We start from the raw sequence: 13,280 nt of genomic DNA, 5'->3' as shown, positions 1-13,280 counted from the left end.
AAAATTGACTTTTCGCCTTTTTCTAGCCCAATTCCTTAATCTTCACCAAAAGTTCCGGAAACTCCTCAATCAAAAAGTGGTTTTTGTCTTCAAACGTAATAAATTCAGCGTCTGGGAGCGCCGCCGCAAACTTTTCCGAGTGTCGATATGGCACAATCGGATCGTCTTTAGAGTGAAAGAGGTATATTTTAGGCGCTTGTTTAGACAAGTTCCCGGCCAAGCTAGTATCGAAGGCAAAATCTCCCCCATCATCACCATCACCTTCAGCCGCTTCGTTCTCAAACAAGGGTGCTAATAGAAATAGCGCCTTGATCCTAAACGGTGTTTCATTCTCAGCCAGGTACTTGGCGAAAAAGTACCCACCGAGCGACCACCCCACCAAGATCACATCATCGCGCAGATATTCAAAGTGTCGCTCGAACCAGATCTTCCACTCTTCATACTTGGCGTTGAGCTTATTTGGCATACTTGGCGCAAACACCTCATAGCCCTCAGCGGTCAATTCCTCCCAGATTGTCTTGCTCCAAAACGGCTTTGATTCTACTCCCGGCAGGTCGCGCACTGGTATATCACGCAAGAACTGCAGAAAATCATCGTAGTTTGTAAACGCGTCACCCCCGTGAATATAGAAAATTTGCTGCTTCATATCAGAACCACTCATGTTTCTTAAAGTACCACACTCCCCCAGCCACCAATACTGCCACGACGAGCAGCACCACTTCAAACGCATACGGCTGTTCTGCAAGTGGCAACGGCACGTTCATCCCAAAGAGTGACGAGACGATCGTCGGTACCGTGAGCAAGATAGTCAATACTGTGAGTGTCTTAATGCGGTTGTTCAAATTGTTGGTCAGAATTGCCTCAGAAGCTGAGCGGACATTCTGCAGGGTCTTTAGAAGTGTTCGAGCCGAATCAACTGCCTGCACATTGTCGATACGGAGGTCGTCCATTAACTCTTTATCTTCCTCACGAATCGTAAAATACTGTCCGTGCATCACTTGCTGCAAGGCCACGTTGGTCGGCAAAAGCGCGGCTACCATATCGTTGAGCCGATGCTCATAGTTTACAAATCGCACGATCTCTTTGTTACCGATCGCACGGAGTTCTGCCCGATCCTTATGCACTGCTCGACGTAGTGAAATAAGCTGCCGCTCAAACGAAAGCGTGATAACTTCCATAAGCTGAATGAATAACTTGGTCTTCTGGGTCGTATGCACTTCGATTTTACCCTTTAAAATAGCATCAAACTGCGGAACTGGCCGCAGCGTGATCGTCAGCACAAACGTCTCCCCCATCACGATAAGCAGCGGGGCCGTATCGATATCTTCAGTTGGTTCGTTATACGGATAGCGAGTAAAGAAGTACGTAACGCCGTGTGAGCGCTCGAGGCGCGGGACTTCGAAGAAGTCCCGCGCATCCTCCAAGATGGCCACATCGAGCTCTAATCGTTTCGCCAAATCTAGCAGTTCTGCTTCAGAGGGACTTTCCGCATGTATCCATACTCCATTGCGGAGTTCGCTGATTTCCTTAAATTCAGCATCCTTTAACGTGCGAAAAAAGTACGTGATCATAGACAGTATCCTAACACAAACGGCCGGCGCCTTCGGCGCCGGCCGTACGTGATCATAGACAGTATGTCGGGGAGCCGGGAATCGAACCCGGGCCACACGGTCCCAAACCGTGTACACTACCATTATGCTACACCCCGAGTGAGCAGGTAAATAAAAGTTTACTTTTATTTAAGCTGCGAACGAGGGGTGAAAACTTCTGTTTACACCCTCGCGACTCTGCACTAACACAAGACGCGAATCACTCGACTTAATCACAAACGTGATCAAAGTTCGCAAAATATATCATTCTTTCTCAAAAAATGCGAGTGTGCTACTGCGTGATATCCTCATTGATCAGCAGAGAGATTCGATGTGCTAGATCAAGATCAAGCTGAGTCACTCTATCTCCCACCCCATGCGTGGATAATGAGAAAAGCAAACGATTATACACATTGGTCATAAGTGGATGATGGTCCATTTCACGTGAAACTGCTGCTACTTTGTTCACAAGCTCAATTGCAGTGTCAAAATCCGGCAGTGTAAACTCTGCCATAAGCTTACCGTCTTCGAGGCGCCAGTCAGACAAATTGGTCAATGCTTCAGTGATCACTGATTCTGAAAGAATTAGTACTTGTTTCATACAGACAATATTCTAGCATGCAGTCAAAATACGTTTCACGTGGAACACTCGTACAGTGTTTCATGTGAAATGCCCAAGCAGCACGCACGCTGCAAAAAATTATAGCTAGTGATCACGCGTTACACATGAAACGCAACTACAAAATAATGTTTGGAATGTATTTTATAGTACCGTATTTTTCACGTGGAACAATTCGAACCGAAATAACGTCGATTTCCCAGTCGCCACCATACTCATGTTCCATGACCCAACTCTCAATCGCTCGATTTATGCGCTGAATCTTCCTAGGATGCACATTTTCTTCCGGACGCCACGTTCCACGTGAAATAGCTGCCTGTAGTGCAGACATTGTTTCATATGAAACTGTTTTTACCTCAACAAACCTTACAGTCATACCATTTTCACCAGTTTCACGTGCAACAATATCAATTTCACCCCATTTTTTAAGATAATTTGTATCCAAAATAGCAAAGCCTCTTTTTAAAAGGTAATTCTCAGCGAGTTTCTCTCCATATGCACCGATCTGATTCCTTGCTCCTCGCTTATCTCCTTGTTTCATGTGTAACTATGTCAAACTGTTTCACGTGAAACGTAGTAAACACATTTCACATACTTGTATGGCTTTAATTATAACAGTCTTTAATAAAAGACATTAGGAAGATAGACCTGTGGATTGTCCTTTATCCCCATATCCACTCATTTATCCACAGTTACCCACATGTGAAAAGCACCTGCGATGCAGGTGCTTTTCACATAGAACAATTATGGTGCGGCCAGGGAGAATCGAACTCCCGACTTAGCCTTGGCAAGGCCACGTTATACCACTTAACCATGGCCGCATCGTTATTTTATCAGTTCTTTTTCTGCAAGCTTTACCCACTCAGTGAGCTTACGCTTTAAAACTGTGCTGCCGATTATAGTATTTCCAACGCCATAATGCAATGTTTTCTTAGAGGCAGTGGAGTTAATAACCTGATTTTTATAAAACTGACTGTAGGGAAGCGTGGTGACAGTACGCCACTTCTTCATGCACACCTCTTCACTTTGACCATGATAGAGCTGTAGCCAGATGTGGACCCTACTCTTTTCTATACCTAAATATTCTCTAGCAAACCGTACGAACACAGCATGTGCTGGCATTCTCGCACTCGAGAGACGAATGGACCGCTGATCCTTCGTATCTCCGATAGATAGGTACACCGTTAGTCCAGCCATGAAAAGTGGATCCTTTTTGTAGTGCTTATACTCGACTGCAGCGGAACGCGCAGCTTCGGCGTAGCGAGCCTTGCGTTCTCCACCACGAGCTTTGTTCACTAATTGTAGTCGCTTGGCATTATCAGCACCGGCGCGTTTCCTATTTTGCTTAGTAACATGATCCGAAAAAGCCTTATTTTGCAACCATTTTGAGGCAGTAGACTTAGAGATATCGCAGTACTTTGCTATCTCTTGTAGAGTAAAACCGCGCTTACGTAATTGCAGCGCTTGATCGTATTTCTCCTGATTTCGAACCATAATGTATGTATATTATATACTATATTCATATGTTCGATTTGTACAATTCACAAATCTCCGTGGTATCATTTTCGTACTATGCAAAGCACCCCATCACTTTTCAATTTACGGGAAATTAACCCCGTCATCAGGCTGTTTATTGTTTCTGACTTCTTCATTATTGGCGGTCTCGGCTTGATCACACCTATATTTGCGTTGTTTATCACAGATTTCATTCAGGGGGCGACAATTGAAACAGTTGGTGTTGCGACAGCTGTCTACCTTGTTACTCGTAGTGTTGGACAATTACCGATCGGCATCTTGATCGATCGATGGAAAGGGCAGAAGGATGACATGATCATTCTACTCATTGCCACGTTTGGCTTTGCAATTATTGCGCTTCTCTACAGCATGATCGATACAGTACTCGAGCTTTACGCTGTCCAATTCATTTTTGGTCTTCTATCTGCAGCATCGTACCCAACCTGGTATGCAGTATTCACAAGGTCAATTGATGAGGGGAAAGAGGGTTTTGAGTGGAGCGCGTACCAGACCATTGCCGATTTCAGCGCAGCGATCACCGCAGCAGTTGGCAGCTACATTGCAGCGGTCTTTAGTTTTGATGCTGTATTTTACGTCATGGCTTCTTTCTCTGTTATTGGCGCTGCCTCACTGGTCTGGGCAAGTAAGATTCTGCTGCGACGGTGATTACTGCGATAAAACCATTGCCAAATAGTCATATCCACCGTATGATAGTGCCACTCAGCGATACAACCGCTGTGCCACACACGCACCTGTGGTGAAATGGATATCACAACTGACTTCGGATCAGTCGTTCTGGGTTCGAGTCCTGGCAGGTGCACATTGGTAAATGAAAATCAGCACCAGGGTGCTGATTTTCATTTAGAAAGTGACCTGCGTCACTTTCGTGCCAATGTGCAAGGCGTAGACATGCATTTTGCTTAGATCTTAAAGCAAAATGCCGTCGAGCCGGGGTCGCAAACACTTAGTAGATTCAACACGAAGTGTTTGAATATACTTAGTGATTTGTGACCACAATCTTGCTAAAATACAAAAGCACATGATCACCCCACAAAATATTCCAATTGAAGTGAGACAAGTCGCAAAAACCCTGGAAGACAAGGGTTTTGAAGCATATGTGGTCGGCGGCTGCACTCGCGACCTCTTACTCGGCAAAATCCCAAAGGATTGGGACCTGACCACCAACGCTACCCCTGAAGAGATTCAAGCACTATTTCCAGAACATTATGCTAATAATGATTACGGTACCGTCGGTATAAAAACAGAATCTGAACATGATTCTCTAAAGGTTATCGAAGTAACTCCGTATAGAACTGAGAGTGGCTACAGTGACGCAAGACGACCCGATGAAGTGACATTTGGAGTATCACTTGAAGAAGACTTACAGCGACGTGATTTTACCGTGAACGCCTTGGCGTACCGTATTTCTACTGATGAGCTGGTTGATAACTACGATGGTTTGGAGGATTTGGCCGCGAGACGGCTCAAGGCAGTCGGTGACGCGAATGAACGCTTCTCAGAAGACGCGCTCCGCATGATGCGTGCCGTGCGTCTCGCGGCCGAACTTGATTTCATGATCGAAGCCGAAACCATGGCAGCAATCACCCGACATAGCCAGCAATTAAGTCGTATTTCTATCGAACGTATTGCGAGCGAATTCTTACGTACTGTTAACTCTCCGACCCCGATGCAGGGGATCATCTTTATGGAGAAGCTCGGCCTACTGGAGCAGTTCTTACCGGAACTACGACTTGGTATAGGGATAGAACAGGGTGGAGCGCATGCATATGACGTATATGAACACCTTTTACGCACCATGCAGGCTGCCGCAGACAAGGACTACTCACTAGCCATGCGACTGGCAGCACTCTTTCATGACATAGCCAAGCCGCAAACCCGACGTGAAGGAGGCAAGAACAAGCAGTATACCTTCTTTGGACATGAAGTAGTTGGAGCCAGAATGACTAGTAAAATCATGGATCGTTTACGATTACCACGAGAACTTTCTGAGGAGGTAATCAACCTAGTACGCTGGCATATGTTCTTTGCTGATCCTGACGAGATCACTTTAGCTGCCGTACGCCGGACGATCACCCGAATTGGTGAAGATCACATTGAAGATCTCCTTAGTTTACGTGTTTGTGACCGCATTGGCATGGGTCGACCAAAGGAACAGCCATTCCGATTCCGAAAATACAAAGCGATGGTAGACGAAGCACTGCGTGATCCGATCTCAGTCAAAATGTTGAAGATCAATGGCGACCGCATCATGGAACTCTCGGGCGAGAAGCCAGGACGGCGACTTGGCTATATTTTGCACGCTCTTTTGGAGGAAGCCTTAGATGACGCAAGTAAAAACACAGAGGAATTCATGGAAAAACGTGCCCTTGAGTTGCTTGAAATGCCAGAAGAAACGCTTGTTGAACTGGCGGAAGCCGGGAAGCGCAGGCAGGCAGAAGAGGAGGAAGCTGCTCTAAAGGACATTGCTCGGGAGCACCACGTGGGGTAGGGTAATTATAAAGGACAAAATTGAGAAAACGGCTCTGTTGAGCCGTTTTTTTATCAGAAACACCGCCGAAGCCTTGCTACATAAGTAGCTATACCATTATGAGTGAGGTAAAAACAATCTCCTTTCCTGCTAAGAACACCTGCTTTCTCCATAAAGCGTAGAGTCCTGTGGTGCATGACACCGGGAACTTGCTGGTTACTGAGCGCCCGCTGGACTTCGTTGCTCTCAAAAGCAATCGTTAGAGCATCTGCGGAACCAAGAGTGCCGTCTTTCTGTAATGCAGATCGCCACAGCTGCTTATAGAGCTCAAAGGAGTCTACTGCCTGAGGGAGTCTTAGAATATTTGACATGTAACCCTCCAAACAAAAAGATCGATTACGCTAGAAAGTTACCACGACTTCTGGTGTCACACAATATAAACAAAAGAAAAGACCTGAAGGTATCGGGAGCCAATCGTGGTGGTGATCAGCTGCCGGTGCCTTCAGGCCTTGTAAAAAATTGAGCTTATATTTGGAGGATTATGGTAATCCTAGTTGGCGATCATTTTGATCTAACCTATTCCGAAGCTCTTACGTTGTGTGAAAGATGAACATTTGGTGATAGTCGCATTGTAGAGGTGCTTCTATCTGTTCTCTTTCGGGGTGGGATGTTATGAACGTTTTTGAGTAAAGAATCTTTCGATTCTTGGAGGTAATACTCTTGTTGTTATTTTGGAAGATCTCTTTACGGTTTACCCCCAGGGAGATGGACGGAAGATTTTCTTCAGTGCAACTCTCTGGAAGTAACTGCGCGCCCTCTCTGGGCCTGCCAATAATATACTCCCTGTAAAGGACAAGGTAAAGGACACGCTTGTGCATAAGTGGGGATAACTGTCTTTTACAATTAATCATTGACAAATTTGTGTTTCGTGTGATTGCCTTTTCGAAATACATTTACTTTTTGTGCCCTAATATGCTTATTTATCAACGTAAAAGAGCGCTATGTAATTGTAGTGAAGCATCCGCAGCAATAATTCTCATTGCGAGGACGCTGAGTCACAATTACACAGCGCTCTTAAAGTTTGCCTGGAGACTAGAGTTCAATCCCCAGCTCTACTGATACTGGACAGTGATCACTTCCCAGCACATCAGGATGGATCTTAGCATTCTTAAGGAGGGGAGTAAGTGCTTCTGAGAGCATCACGTAGTCGATACGCCAACCGACATTACGTTCACGAGCACCACCGAAGTGCGACCACCAGGTGTAAAGTTCTGGAGTGTTAGGGTGGAAGTGGCGAAGGGTGTCGACGAAACCTTTTTCGATCATCGCATCGAAGCCTGCTCGTTCTTCGAGTGTGAATCCTTTTTTGCCCTCGTTTGGTTTCGGCCTTGCGAGGTCGATCGGCTGATGTGCAACATTGAAATCACCACAGAAAATCACTGGCTTGTCTTGCTGCAACCGATCCATGTACTCAAGATACGCTGGGTCCCACTCTTGACGCATTGGAATACGAGAAAGGTCATCTTTAGCATTCGGAGTATAGACCGTACTGACATAGAACGGCTCAAATTCAGCAGTGACAACACGACCTTCTTTAGTAGTGTCGCCATAACTGTCCTCAAGCTTGTACTTGCTCAAGATATCCTCGGGAAGACCATTTACAACGTCAATTGGGGTGTATTTGGTGAAAATTGCCGTGCCTGAGTAGCCTTTTCGCTCCGCTGAACACCAATATTCTTCAAATTGTGGCCAATCGAGATCAACTTGCTCATGGTTTGCCTTAGTTTCTTGTAAACACAGGATATCTGGGTCGTGTTTTTCTAAAAATGGCTCAAATAAACCCTTTTTATTGACGGCTCGAATGCCGTTAACGTTCCATGAGTAGATTTTCATGTCCTCAGTCTACCGTATTACTGAAAAACTGCTATACATTTGCACTATTCGGGTACCAAGCTATACTTTTTACATATGATCGAAAGTGGGCCTCAGGCACCAGAACGAGTACTCGGAGCTGCAGTGCAATACAATGGAGAGATATTCAGGGGCATTACACACGCGCATGCATTCGAGCAGTTACGAGAACAGTTGCACGTAACAAACCCAGAACTAACGGAAGGTACAGATGGTGACATCAAGCTATTCATTACTCGTCTGCAGGCGGCCAATCCTGACCTAGTGCTTGATGGTTTTGCGACAAGTGTTGGACGATTTGTCTCAAGAGCCGAGGCACTACAGATCGCAGAGCAAGCTGAGCAGGTTAGAAACGACGCAACCCCAAACGGCGAACTACACTCAGAAGATCTGGCAGCCTAAACATTTGTTATTCAGTACACACTATTGACTAAAACAATAGTGTGTTTTATTATTTACAACTAGACAAGACCAAAGAGAGGGTAGGCAGATGCAAGAAAAAAACCTGACACTATTGTGTCACTGCGTGCGTCAGTTGTTCAGCAAGCTTCGAGACCTCGCCCCTTACCAAATCGTCGGCAAAAAAAGTCGTCCCTTGGTAGAGGCAGAATCAGATGCCCCTTGCGCGGCACTCGGCTACAGAATGACGAGACCGCTCGATCGGCTCACCCCGGAAGAAGCTGGCGTAGGCAGGGTGATGGAAGACATCGTCCTGAACCCCGACCACTGACTCCGCACCAAAACATGGACCCGCACATCGTAGCGGGTTCTTTTTGTTATACTGCGCTCATGACTATCACTAAATACGGGCATTGTTGCTTACTCATTGAACTGGCAGGGAAGCGCATACTAACTGATCCGGGTGCTTTTAGTAGCGGATTTACTGAGCTAACTGGTATCGATCTCATTCTGATCACTCATGAACACGGGGACCACCTGCACACACAATCACTACAAGCTGTTCTTGCATTGAATCCGCGGGCGGCGGTCGTGACCAATACCGGGGTGGGAAAGATCCTTGGTGAGCTTGGCATTTCATACACCACACTCACCGACCGCGAAACGACGACCGCCGCCGGGATTTCGATCAAGCCCTATGATGGAAAACATGAAGAGATATATGAGAACTTCGGACAAGTGGAAAACACTGGCTTTCTCCTTGAAGATGGGGAATTCTTTTACCCAGGTGATTCATATATTGTGCCTGACGAACAAGTAAATATTCTCGCCGCGCCCGTAGCTGGACCATGGCTTAAGGTGAATGAAGCAATTCGGTACGTCCTGGCAGTGAATCCAAAGCAAGTCATCCCGGTTCATGAAGCAGTACTTTCAGAAGTGGGAAAACGAGTGACATATCCGCATTTTGAGCGGGAACTAACCAAACAAAATATTACGTTTACCGTTCTTGAGCCAGAAAAAACTGTTATTATGTAATCATGAGTATCGAAAATAGTGCCTTTAAAACGCCAGGCCACGAACAACAAGAGCAAATCAATGATTTAAATAAACGCCTCCAAACGGAGATCGTGCCGGAAGTGAGTACTTGGGAAGTAACAACTGCAAAGGAATTTGTGGACAGTGCACAGGCGCTTGCAGCCAGCTACGACATACCACTGGGCGATGCCTGGCAGATCGTGCGAGCCCACGCGCAAGTCAACCTCAACTTTTTGCAAGAACATCAACTAAAGCAGGACCTGAAGGCGTTTCAGGCAGCAGGATATTTTGAGTAACAAGTAAACGGGCGCCGGCTTCGCCGGCGCCCGTTTGCGTTTACTTCACTGGGATGCTGGCAACCAGTCCGACACGGATGGCCCGATACTTTGCGTTGGGTCGAACGACGACTCCTCATCTAACATCTCGACCGAGCACCTGCTCGGTCGTTTTCTTTGTATTTAGACTATTCTGTGATTTAATTTCAGCCACATCATTCAAATGCTGGAGTGGTGAAATTGGTAGACACGTACGCTTCAGGTGCGTATGTCGCAAGACGTGGAGGTTCAAGTCCTCTCTCCAGCACTAGGCGCAAGCTCTAAAAGTGAATACTTTTAGAGCTTTTTGCGACTAGCAGCTGGGAGGGGGCTTGAAAGCCGGAGGCCGCAAAGCCGGCTTCGTAACGAAGTGGAGAAGACGAGGCCGAGGCGGGGTCGCGAGCGCGACCGGAGAGAGTGACTTGTGACCAAGTCCTCTCTCTAGCACACCAAAGCCCTGCGTCTGCAGGGCTTACTAGTTATCGTACTGGTTAGAACACTGTCTCTCCATAGTTCTTGAGTGTCACATACGTGGGGATCAAGCCTGTACTGCGCAATTTTCTTTGCACAAATTTAGAGTTAGGACCAGCCACTCGAGCTTTCTCCACCTCCTGGCCTTCTACAGTCACATACAGCACACCCTCCTTGCCACTAGAGCCACTATGATCCTTCCCAGCTTTAGACTTTGTCTTTGCTTTGATAACAACTCGGCGACCCAGCTTTGTGGGATCATTCATCTTTCACACCTCTTTATGCAAAAGTAATTCACCAACAAACATACCACCACAAGCACCAATAGCAAGTGTTCCAAATCGCCCAAACCCCTTGCACTTTTACCCCCCTATGCTTTAATGCTTCTAACGAAACCGCTCCTCTTGAAGTCTCATTGAAGAAGTTAAGGAAGTGACGTTTTGTAGTTAGAAAAATAAACTATATATAAATATGAAGGGAACAGTAGTACGCAAGCGCGATGAAGGTTACGGATTCATCAAGCCAGAAGAAGGAGATAAGGATGTATTTTTCCACGCATCAGCTGTGGTAGACATCACTTTCGATGATCTTAAGGAAGGTGACGCAGTCACTTTCGACGTTGAGGAAGGACCAAAGGGTCCTGCAGCTGCTAACGTAACAAAGGTTGGCAATGCTGCTCCAGCAGAAGCTGCAAACGACGACAACTTCGATCAGGCTGAGGCTGCGTAAGCACTCAATTACTAATACTAAAATCGGTGCAGACCTTGTGGCCTGCACCGATTTTAATTTAAAAAGCAGCCAAAAGGCTGCTTTTTGTGAAGTGATGCATAGGTTTTTTACTGTAGGGTAGTACTGACTCGGTACATTTCCTGATCACGTGGATCTATTACGTTCAGTAATGATTCCATATCGTCCAATATTGTATCGGGTTCAACCAGATGTTTCATACCGATCATATCTTGCCATATCACCAACACATTTAACTCGCGAGCTATGATGTGTGCAGCGATTTGATGTACACGATCTGAATAGTGCAATTCGCCGCGCAGTGTCAAACAGCGATTCTCTGCACGAAAATGAAATACTCTGTTATCCAGTTCATGAACGATCAGTGTCCCTACAATTCTGATACCAGTTAGCATGTGTATTCACCTCCAGACTGCCTTATTGCGGTATACACAGAAACGACAAAATCCCACAACAACTCAACGCAGCTTCTTCCACAACAACTTAAACAACTTCTGATGAAAACGCGCTATCTTAGCCGACTCAATGATAAACGAGGTCTTTGAACCATAATCAATGTATGCCGCCTTATCACCATAGAGCACGAGGGAAATGTTGTCTTCAAACAGATCAAATTCTTTTGGTATAGAGCGAACCGTTCGCTCAAGCTTTGGCTCTTTAACGGCAGCTTTTTCTTCACTAGTGATCACCAAGCGTTCGATCTTTCGCTTATCCCGTTCACGCGCGTACAGCGTGTTATCAAAATCCTGCGTCTTTTGGTTTATACGTGATGAGTAACGATAAAACTCTCCACCAACCGGCAACGTATGAATGATGTCGTTAAACGCAAAGCGGATACCTTTATCTCCTTCAAAATACTTCACCACTGGTCGCTTTGCACTATGATGTTCAAATTGCTCTGCCAAGCTGGTAAGCCCATCGATCTGATACTCTGTTTGCTCCTGATACTGCTCAAGGAGTCGTTTGGGTGATTCAGCGACATACTGATGACGATTTTTACATCGCACCTTACTCACAAGACCGCGTCGCTCGAGTGCAGGCAGGACCTGATACAAGGCTGGACGATTTATCTGTGTACGACGATGTAGGTCTGACAGTGATTGCTGACCATATTCTAAAAGGGCAGTGTAAACTGACGCTTCTTTTTTTGGCAAACCTGCCTGGTGTACAAGCTCGAACGTGTCCATTTGTAAGAAATAATTACAATTTAAATACCTTTATTTTATAGCATTAAAATGCTTTTTCTGCAGCTAGACTTACAAAAAGTATAAATTGCAATAACAAAAGATAATTACTAGCATACACTGCAAACGGTCGTTCATTACAACCAAAGGAGCCTCTTCATGACCAACGTTATGTATGACAATTGCCTTGACTGCCCCTATCACCAAGTGATCAGTGACCCTGATCCAGACGACTGGTTCTGCGACGATGACCAAGCGGTCGTGTGCACCCAAGCAGCGAACCCCAAGCGGCAACTATCTTCTCGCTACGCTGCAGATCTCTCACCGTACCGAGTCGTCATGCCAGCAATACGACCCTACAATTTGCGCAAAGAAGCAGTGACACCAAGCTGGTGTCCGCTGCAACAACCCAAACAACTTGAAGGAGGGTGATATGGCACTCTACATCCCCAACCAAAACAACCGCATCAACCATGCGATCCAATTCGCCACCATCGCACACGGAAACCAGGTCCGGAAGGGAAACGAGTTCGTGCCATACATCTTTCACCCGATCGATGTTGCAAACGAGATCGCCTTTCACTCTGGTCTGACAGGATCCGAGATGGATCAGGCACTGGTCGACGCGATCTTACATGACGTGATCGAGGACACTGCGGTGACCTACGAAAACGTGCGCGATCAATTTGGTCAGATCACAGCCGATGATGTACAGGTGACATCTAAAAACAGCCGACTGCAGAAAGGGGAGCAATTTGTAGATATGCTCCAGCGTGCGAAAGCAGCTCCGGCTCGTGTGCAGTGCGTCAAACTCGCCGATCGGCTCTCAAACCTCAAGACCTTTCCGAGCTTCTGGGATCGAGACAAGATCGCACAGTATCTCGACGAGGCGGTCGTGATCGCTGAAACGCTCGGTGGTGCTTCAGTTGAACTGAAAGCGAAGCTGTTGACCCAAGTGGCCGACATGCGGAAGGTCCTGTCGCTACGTAGTTGAGACAAACAGTCACT

17 protein-coding genes and 4 tRNA genes are annotated in these 13,280 nt (G+C 46.3%); 11 read left to right on the top strand and 10 right to left on the bottom strand.

Going from position 1 to position 13,280, the window contains the following annotated elements; genetic code table 11:
* Positions 1-22: 22 nt before the first annotated feature.
* The 7 genes from H6786_04150 to H6786_04120 form a co-directional block, all read right to left on the bottom strand.
* A complete protein-coding gene (locus tag H6786_04150) occupies positions 23-661 on the bottom strand; it encodes an alpha/beta hydrolase (protein ID MCB9816558.1) in 639 nt (212 codons plus the stop codon).
* Positions 648-1,571: a magnesium transporter CorA family protein gene (locus tag H6786_04145; protein MCB9816557.1), complete on the bottom strand. Its 924-nt coding sequence runs from the start codon at positions 1,569-1,571 to the stop codon at positions 648-650. Before H6786_04145 ends, H6786_04150 begins: the two co-directional genes overlap by 14 nt.
* 66 nt (positions 1,572-1,637) lie before the next feature.
* Positions 1,638-1,708, bottom strand: a tRNA-Pro gene (locus tag H6786_04140).
* 173 nt (positions 1,709-1,881) lie between these two features.
* Positions 1,882-2,190 carry a 4a-hydroxytetrahydrobiopterin dehydratase gene (locus H6786_04135; GenBank protein MCB9816556.1) on the bottom strand — a complete coding sequence of 103 codons (309 nt, stop codon included), beginning with the start codon at positions 2,188-2,190 and terminating at the stop codon, positions 1,882-1,884.
* Between the two features lie 136 nt (positions 2,191-2,326).
* Entirely contained in the window at positions 2,327-2,749 is a 423-nt protein-coding gene (locus tag H6786_04130; GenBank protein ID MCB9816555.1) for a YraN family protein, read from the bottom strand.
* A 206-nt stretch (positions 2,750-2,955) separates the two neighbouring features.
* Positions 2,956-3,029: transfer RNA gene (locus H6786_04125), tRNA-Gly, on the bottom strand.
* Positions 3,030-3,033: 4 nt separating this feature from the next.
* Positions 3,034-3,702 (bottom strand): helix-turn-helix domain-containing protein, encoded by a 669-nt coding sequence (locus H6786_04120; GenBank protein MCB9816554.1) that lies wholly within the window; start codon positions 3,700-3,702, stop codon positions 3,034-3,036.
* Positions 3,703-3,780: 78 nt separating this feature from the next.
* On the opposite strand from H6786_04120, the gene H6786_04115 reads away from it, so the two are divergent.
* The 3 genes from H6786_04115 (at position 3,781) to H6786_04105 (ending at position 6,232) form a co-directional block, all read left to right on the top strand.
* Positions 3,781-4,389 carry an MFS transporter gene (locus H6786_04115; GenBank protein MCB9816553.1) on the top strand — a complete coding sequence of 203 codons (609 nt, stop codon included), beginning with the start codon at positions 3,781-3,783 and terminating at the stop codon, positions 4,387-4,389.
* A gap of 82 nt (positions 4,390-4,471) precedes the next feature.
* Positions 4,472-4,543, top strand: a tRNA-Arg gene (locus H6786_04110).
* 219 nt (positions 4,544-4,762) lie between these two features.
* Positions 4,763-6,232 (top strand): HD domain-containing protein, encoded by a 1,470-nt coding sequence (locus H6786_04105; protein MCB9816552.1) that lies wholly within the window; start codon positions 4,763-4,765, stop codon positions 6,230-6,232.
* A 1,071-nt stretch (positions 6,233-7,303) separates the two neighbouring features.
* Here the strand turns inward: H6786_04105 and xth are convergent.
* Positions 7,304-8,104, bottom strand: coding sequence for an exodeoxyribonuclease III (gene xth, locus H6786_04100; protein ID MCB9816551.1), 801 nt, complete (start codon positions 8,102-8,104; stop codon positions 7,304-7,306).
* Between the two features lie 75 nt (positions 8,105-8,179).
* On the opposite strand from xth, the gene H6786_04095 reads away from it, so the two are divergent.
* From H6786_04095 to H6786_04075, 5 genes are all read left to right on the top strand, one after another.
* Entirely contained in the window at positions 8,180-8,524 is a 345-nt protein-coding gene (locus H6786_04095; GenBank protein ID MCB9816550.1) for a hypothetical protein, read from the top strand.
* An 88-nt stretch (positions 8,525-8,612) separates the two neighbouring features.
* Positions 8,613-8,852, top strand: a complete 240-nt coding sequence (locus tag H6786_04090; GenBank protein ID MCB9816549.1) for a hypothetical protein — start codon at positions 8,613-8,615, stop codon at positions 8,850-8,852.
* Positions 8,853-8,911: 59 nt separating this feature from the next.
* Positions 8,912-9,556, top strand: coding sequence for an MBL fold metallo-hydrolase (locus H6786_04085; protein ID MCB9816548.1), 645 nt, complete (start codon positions 8,912-8,914; stop codon positions 9,554-9,556).
* Positions 9,557-9,558: 2 nt separating this feature from the next.
* Positions 9,559-9,852 carry a hypothetical protein gene (locus tag H6786_04080; GenBank protein ID MCB9816547.1) on the top strand — a complete coding sequence of 98 codons (294 nt, stop codon included), beginning with the start codon at positions 9,559-9,561 and terminating at the stop codon, positions 9,850-9,852.
* A 204-nt stretch (positions 9,853-10,056) separates the two neighbouring features.
* A tRNA-Leu gene (locus H6786_04075) sits at positions 10,057-10,138 on the top strand.
* Positions 10,139-10,361: 223 nt separating this feature from the next.
* Here the strand turns inward: H6786_04075 and H6786_04070 are convergent.
* Positions 10,362-10,607: a hypothetical protein gene (locus tag H6786_04070; GenBank protein ID MCB9816546.1), complete on the bottom strand. Its 246-nt coding sequence runs from the start codon at positions 10,605-10,607 to the stop codon at positions 10,362-10,364.
* 205 nt (positions 10,608-10,812) lie between these two features.
* Here H6786_04070 and H6786_04065 point away from each other — a divergent pair, with 205 nt between their 5' ends.
* Positions 10,813-11,070 (top strand): cold shock domain-containing protein, encoded by a 258-nt coding sequence (locus tag H6786_04065; GenBank protein ID MCB9816545.1) that lies wholly within the window; start codon positions 10,813-10,815, stop codon positions 11,068-11,070.
* Positions 11,071-11,546: 476 nt separating this feature from the next.
* Here H6786_04065 and H6786_04060 read toward each other — a convergent pair whose 3' ends face one another.
* Positions 11,547-12,275, bottom strand: coding sequence for a hypothetical protein (locus H6786_04060; protein ID MCB9816544.1), 729 nt, complete (start codon positions 12,273-12,275; stop codon positions 11,547-11,549).
* Positions 12,276-12,431: 156 nt separating this feature from the next.
* Between H6786_04060 and H6786_04055 the strand changes: the two genes are divergently transcribed.
* On the top strand, positions 12,432-12,704 hold the full coding sequence (locus tag H6786_04055; protein ID MCB9816543.1) for a hypothetical protein: 273 nt from the start codon (positions 12,432-12,434) through the stop codon (positions 12,702-12,704).
* 1 nt (position 12,705) lies between these two features.
* Positions 12,706-13,266: a bifunctional (p)ppGpp synthetase/guanosine-3',5'-bis(diphosphate) 3'-pyrophosphohydrolase gene (locus tag H6786_04050; GenBank protein ID MCB9816542.1), complete on the top strand. Its 561-nt coding sequence runs from the start codon at positions 12,706-12,708 to the stop codon at positions 13,264-13,266.
* The last annotated feature ends 14 nt before the right edge of the window (positions 13,267-13,280 follow it).

It is taken from the genome of Candidatus Nomurabacteria bacterium (assembly GCA_020632075.1).
Lineage (GTDB): Bacteria > Patescibacteriota > Minisyncoccia > Phycocordibacterales > UBA918 > OLB19.
Note: the sequence above shows the minus strand (reverse complement) of the source record. Positions and strands in the feature narration are given on the sequence as shown.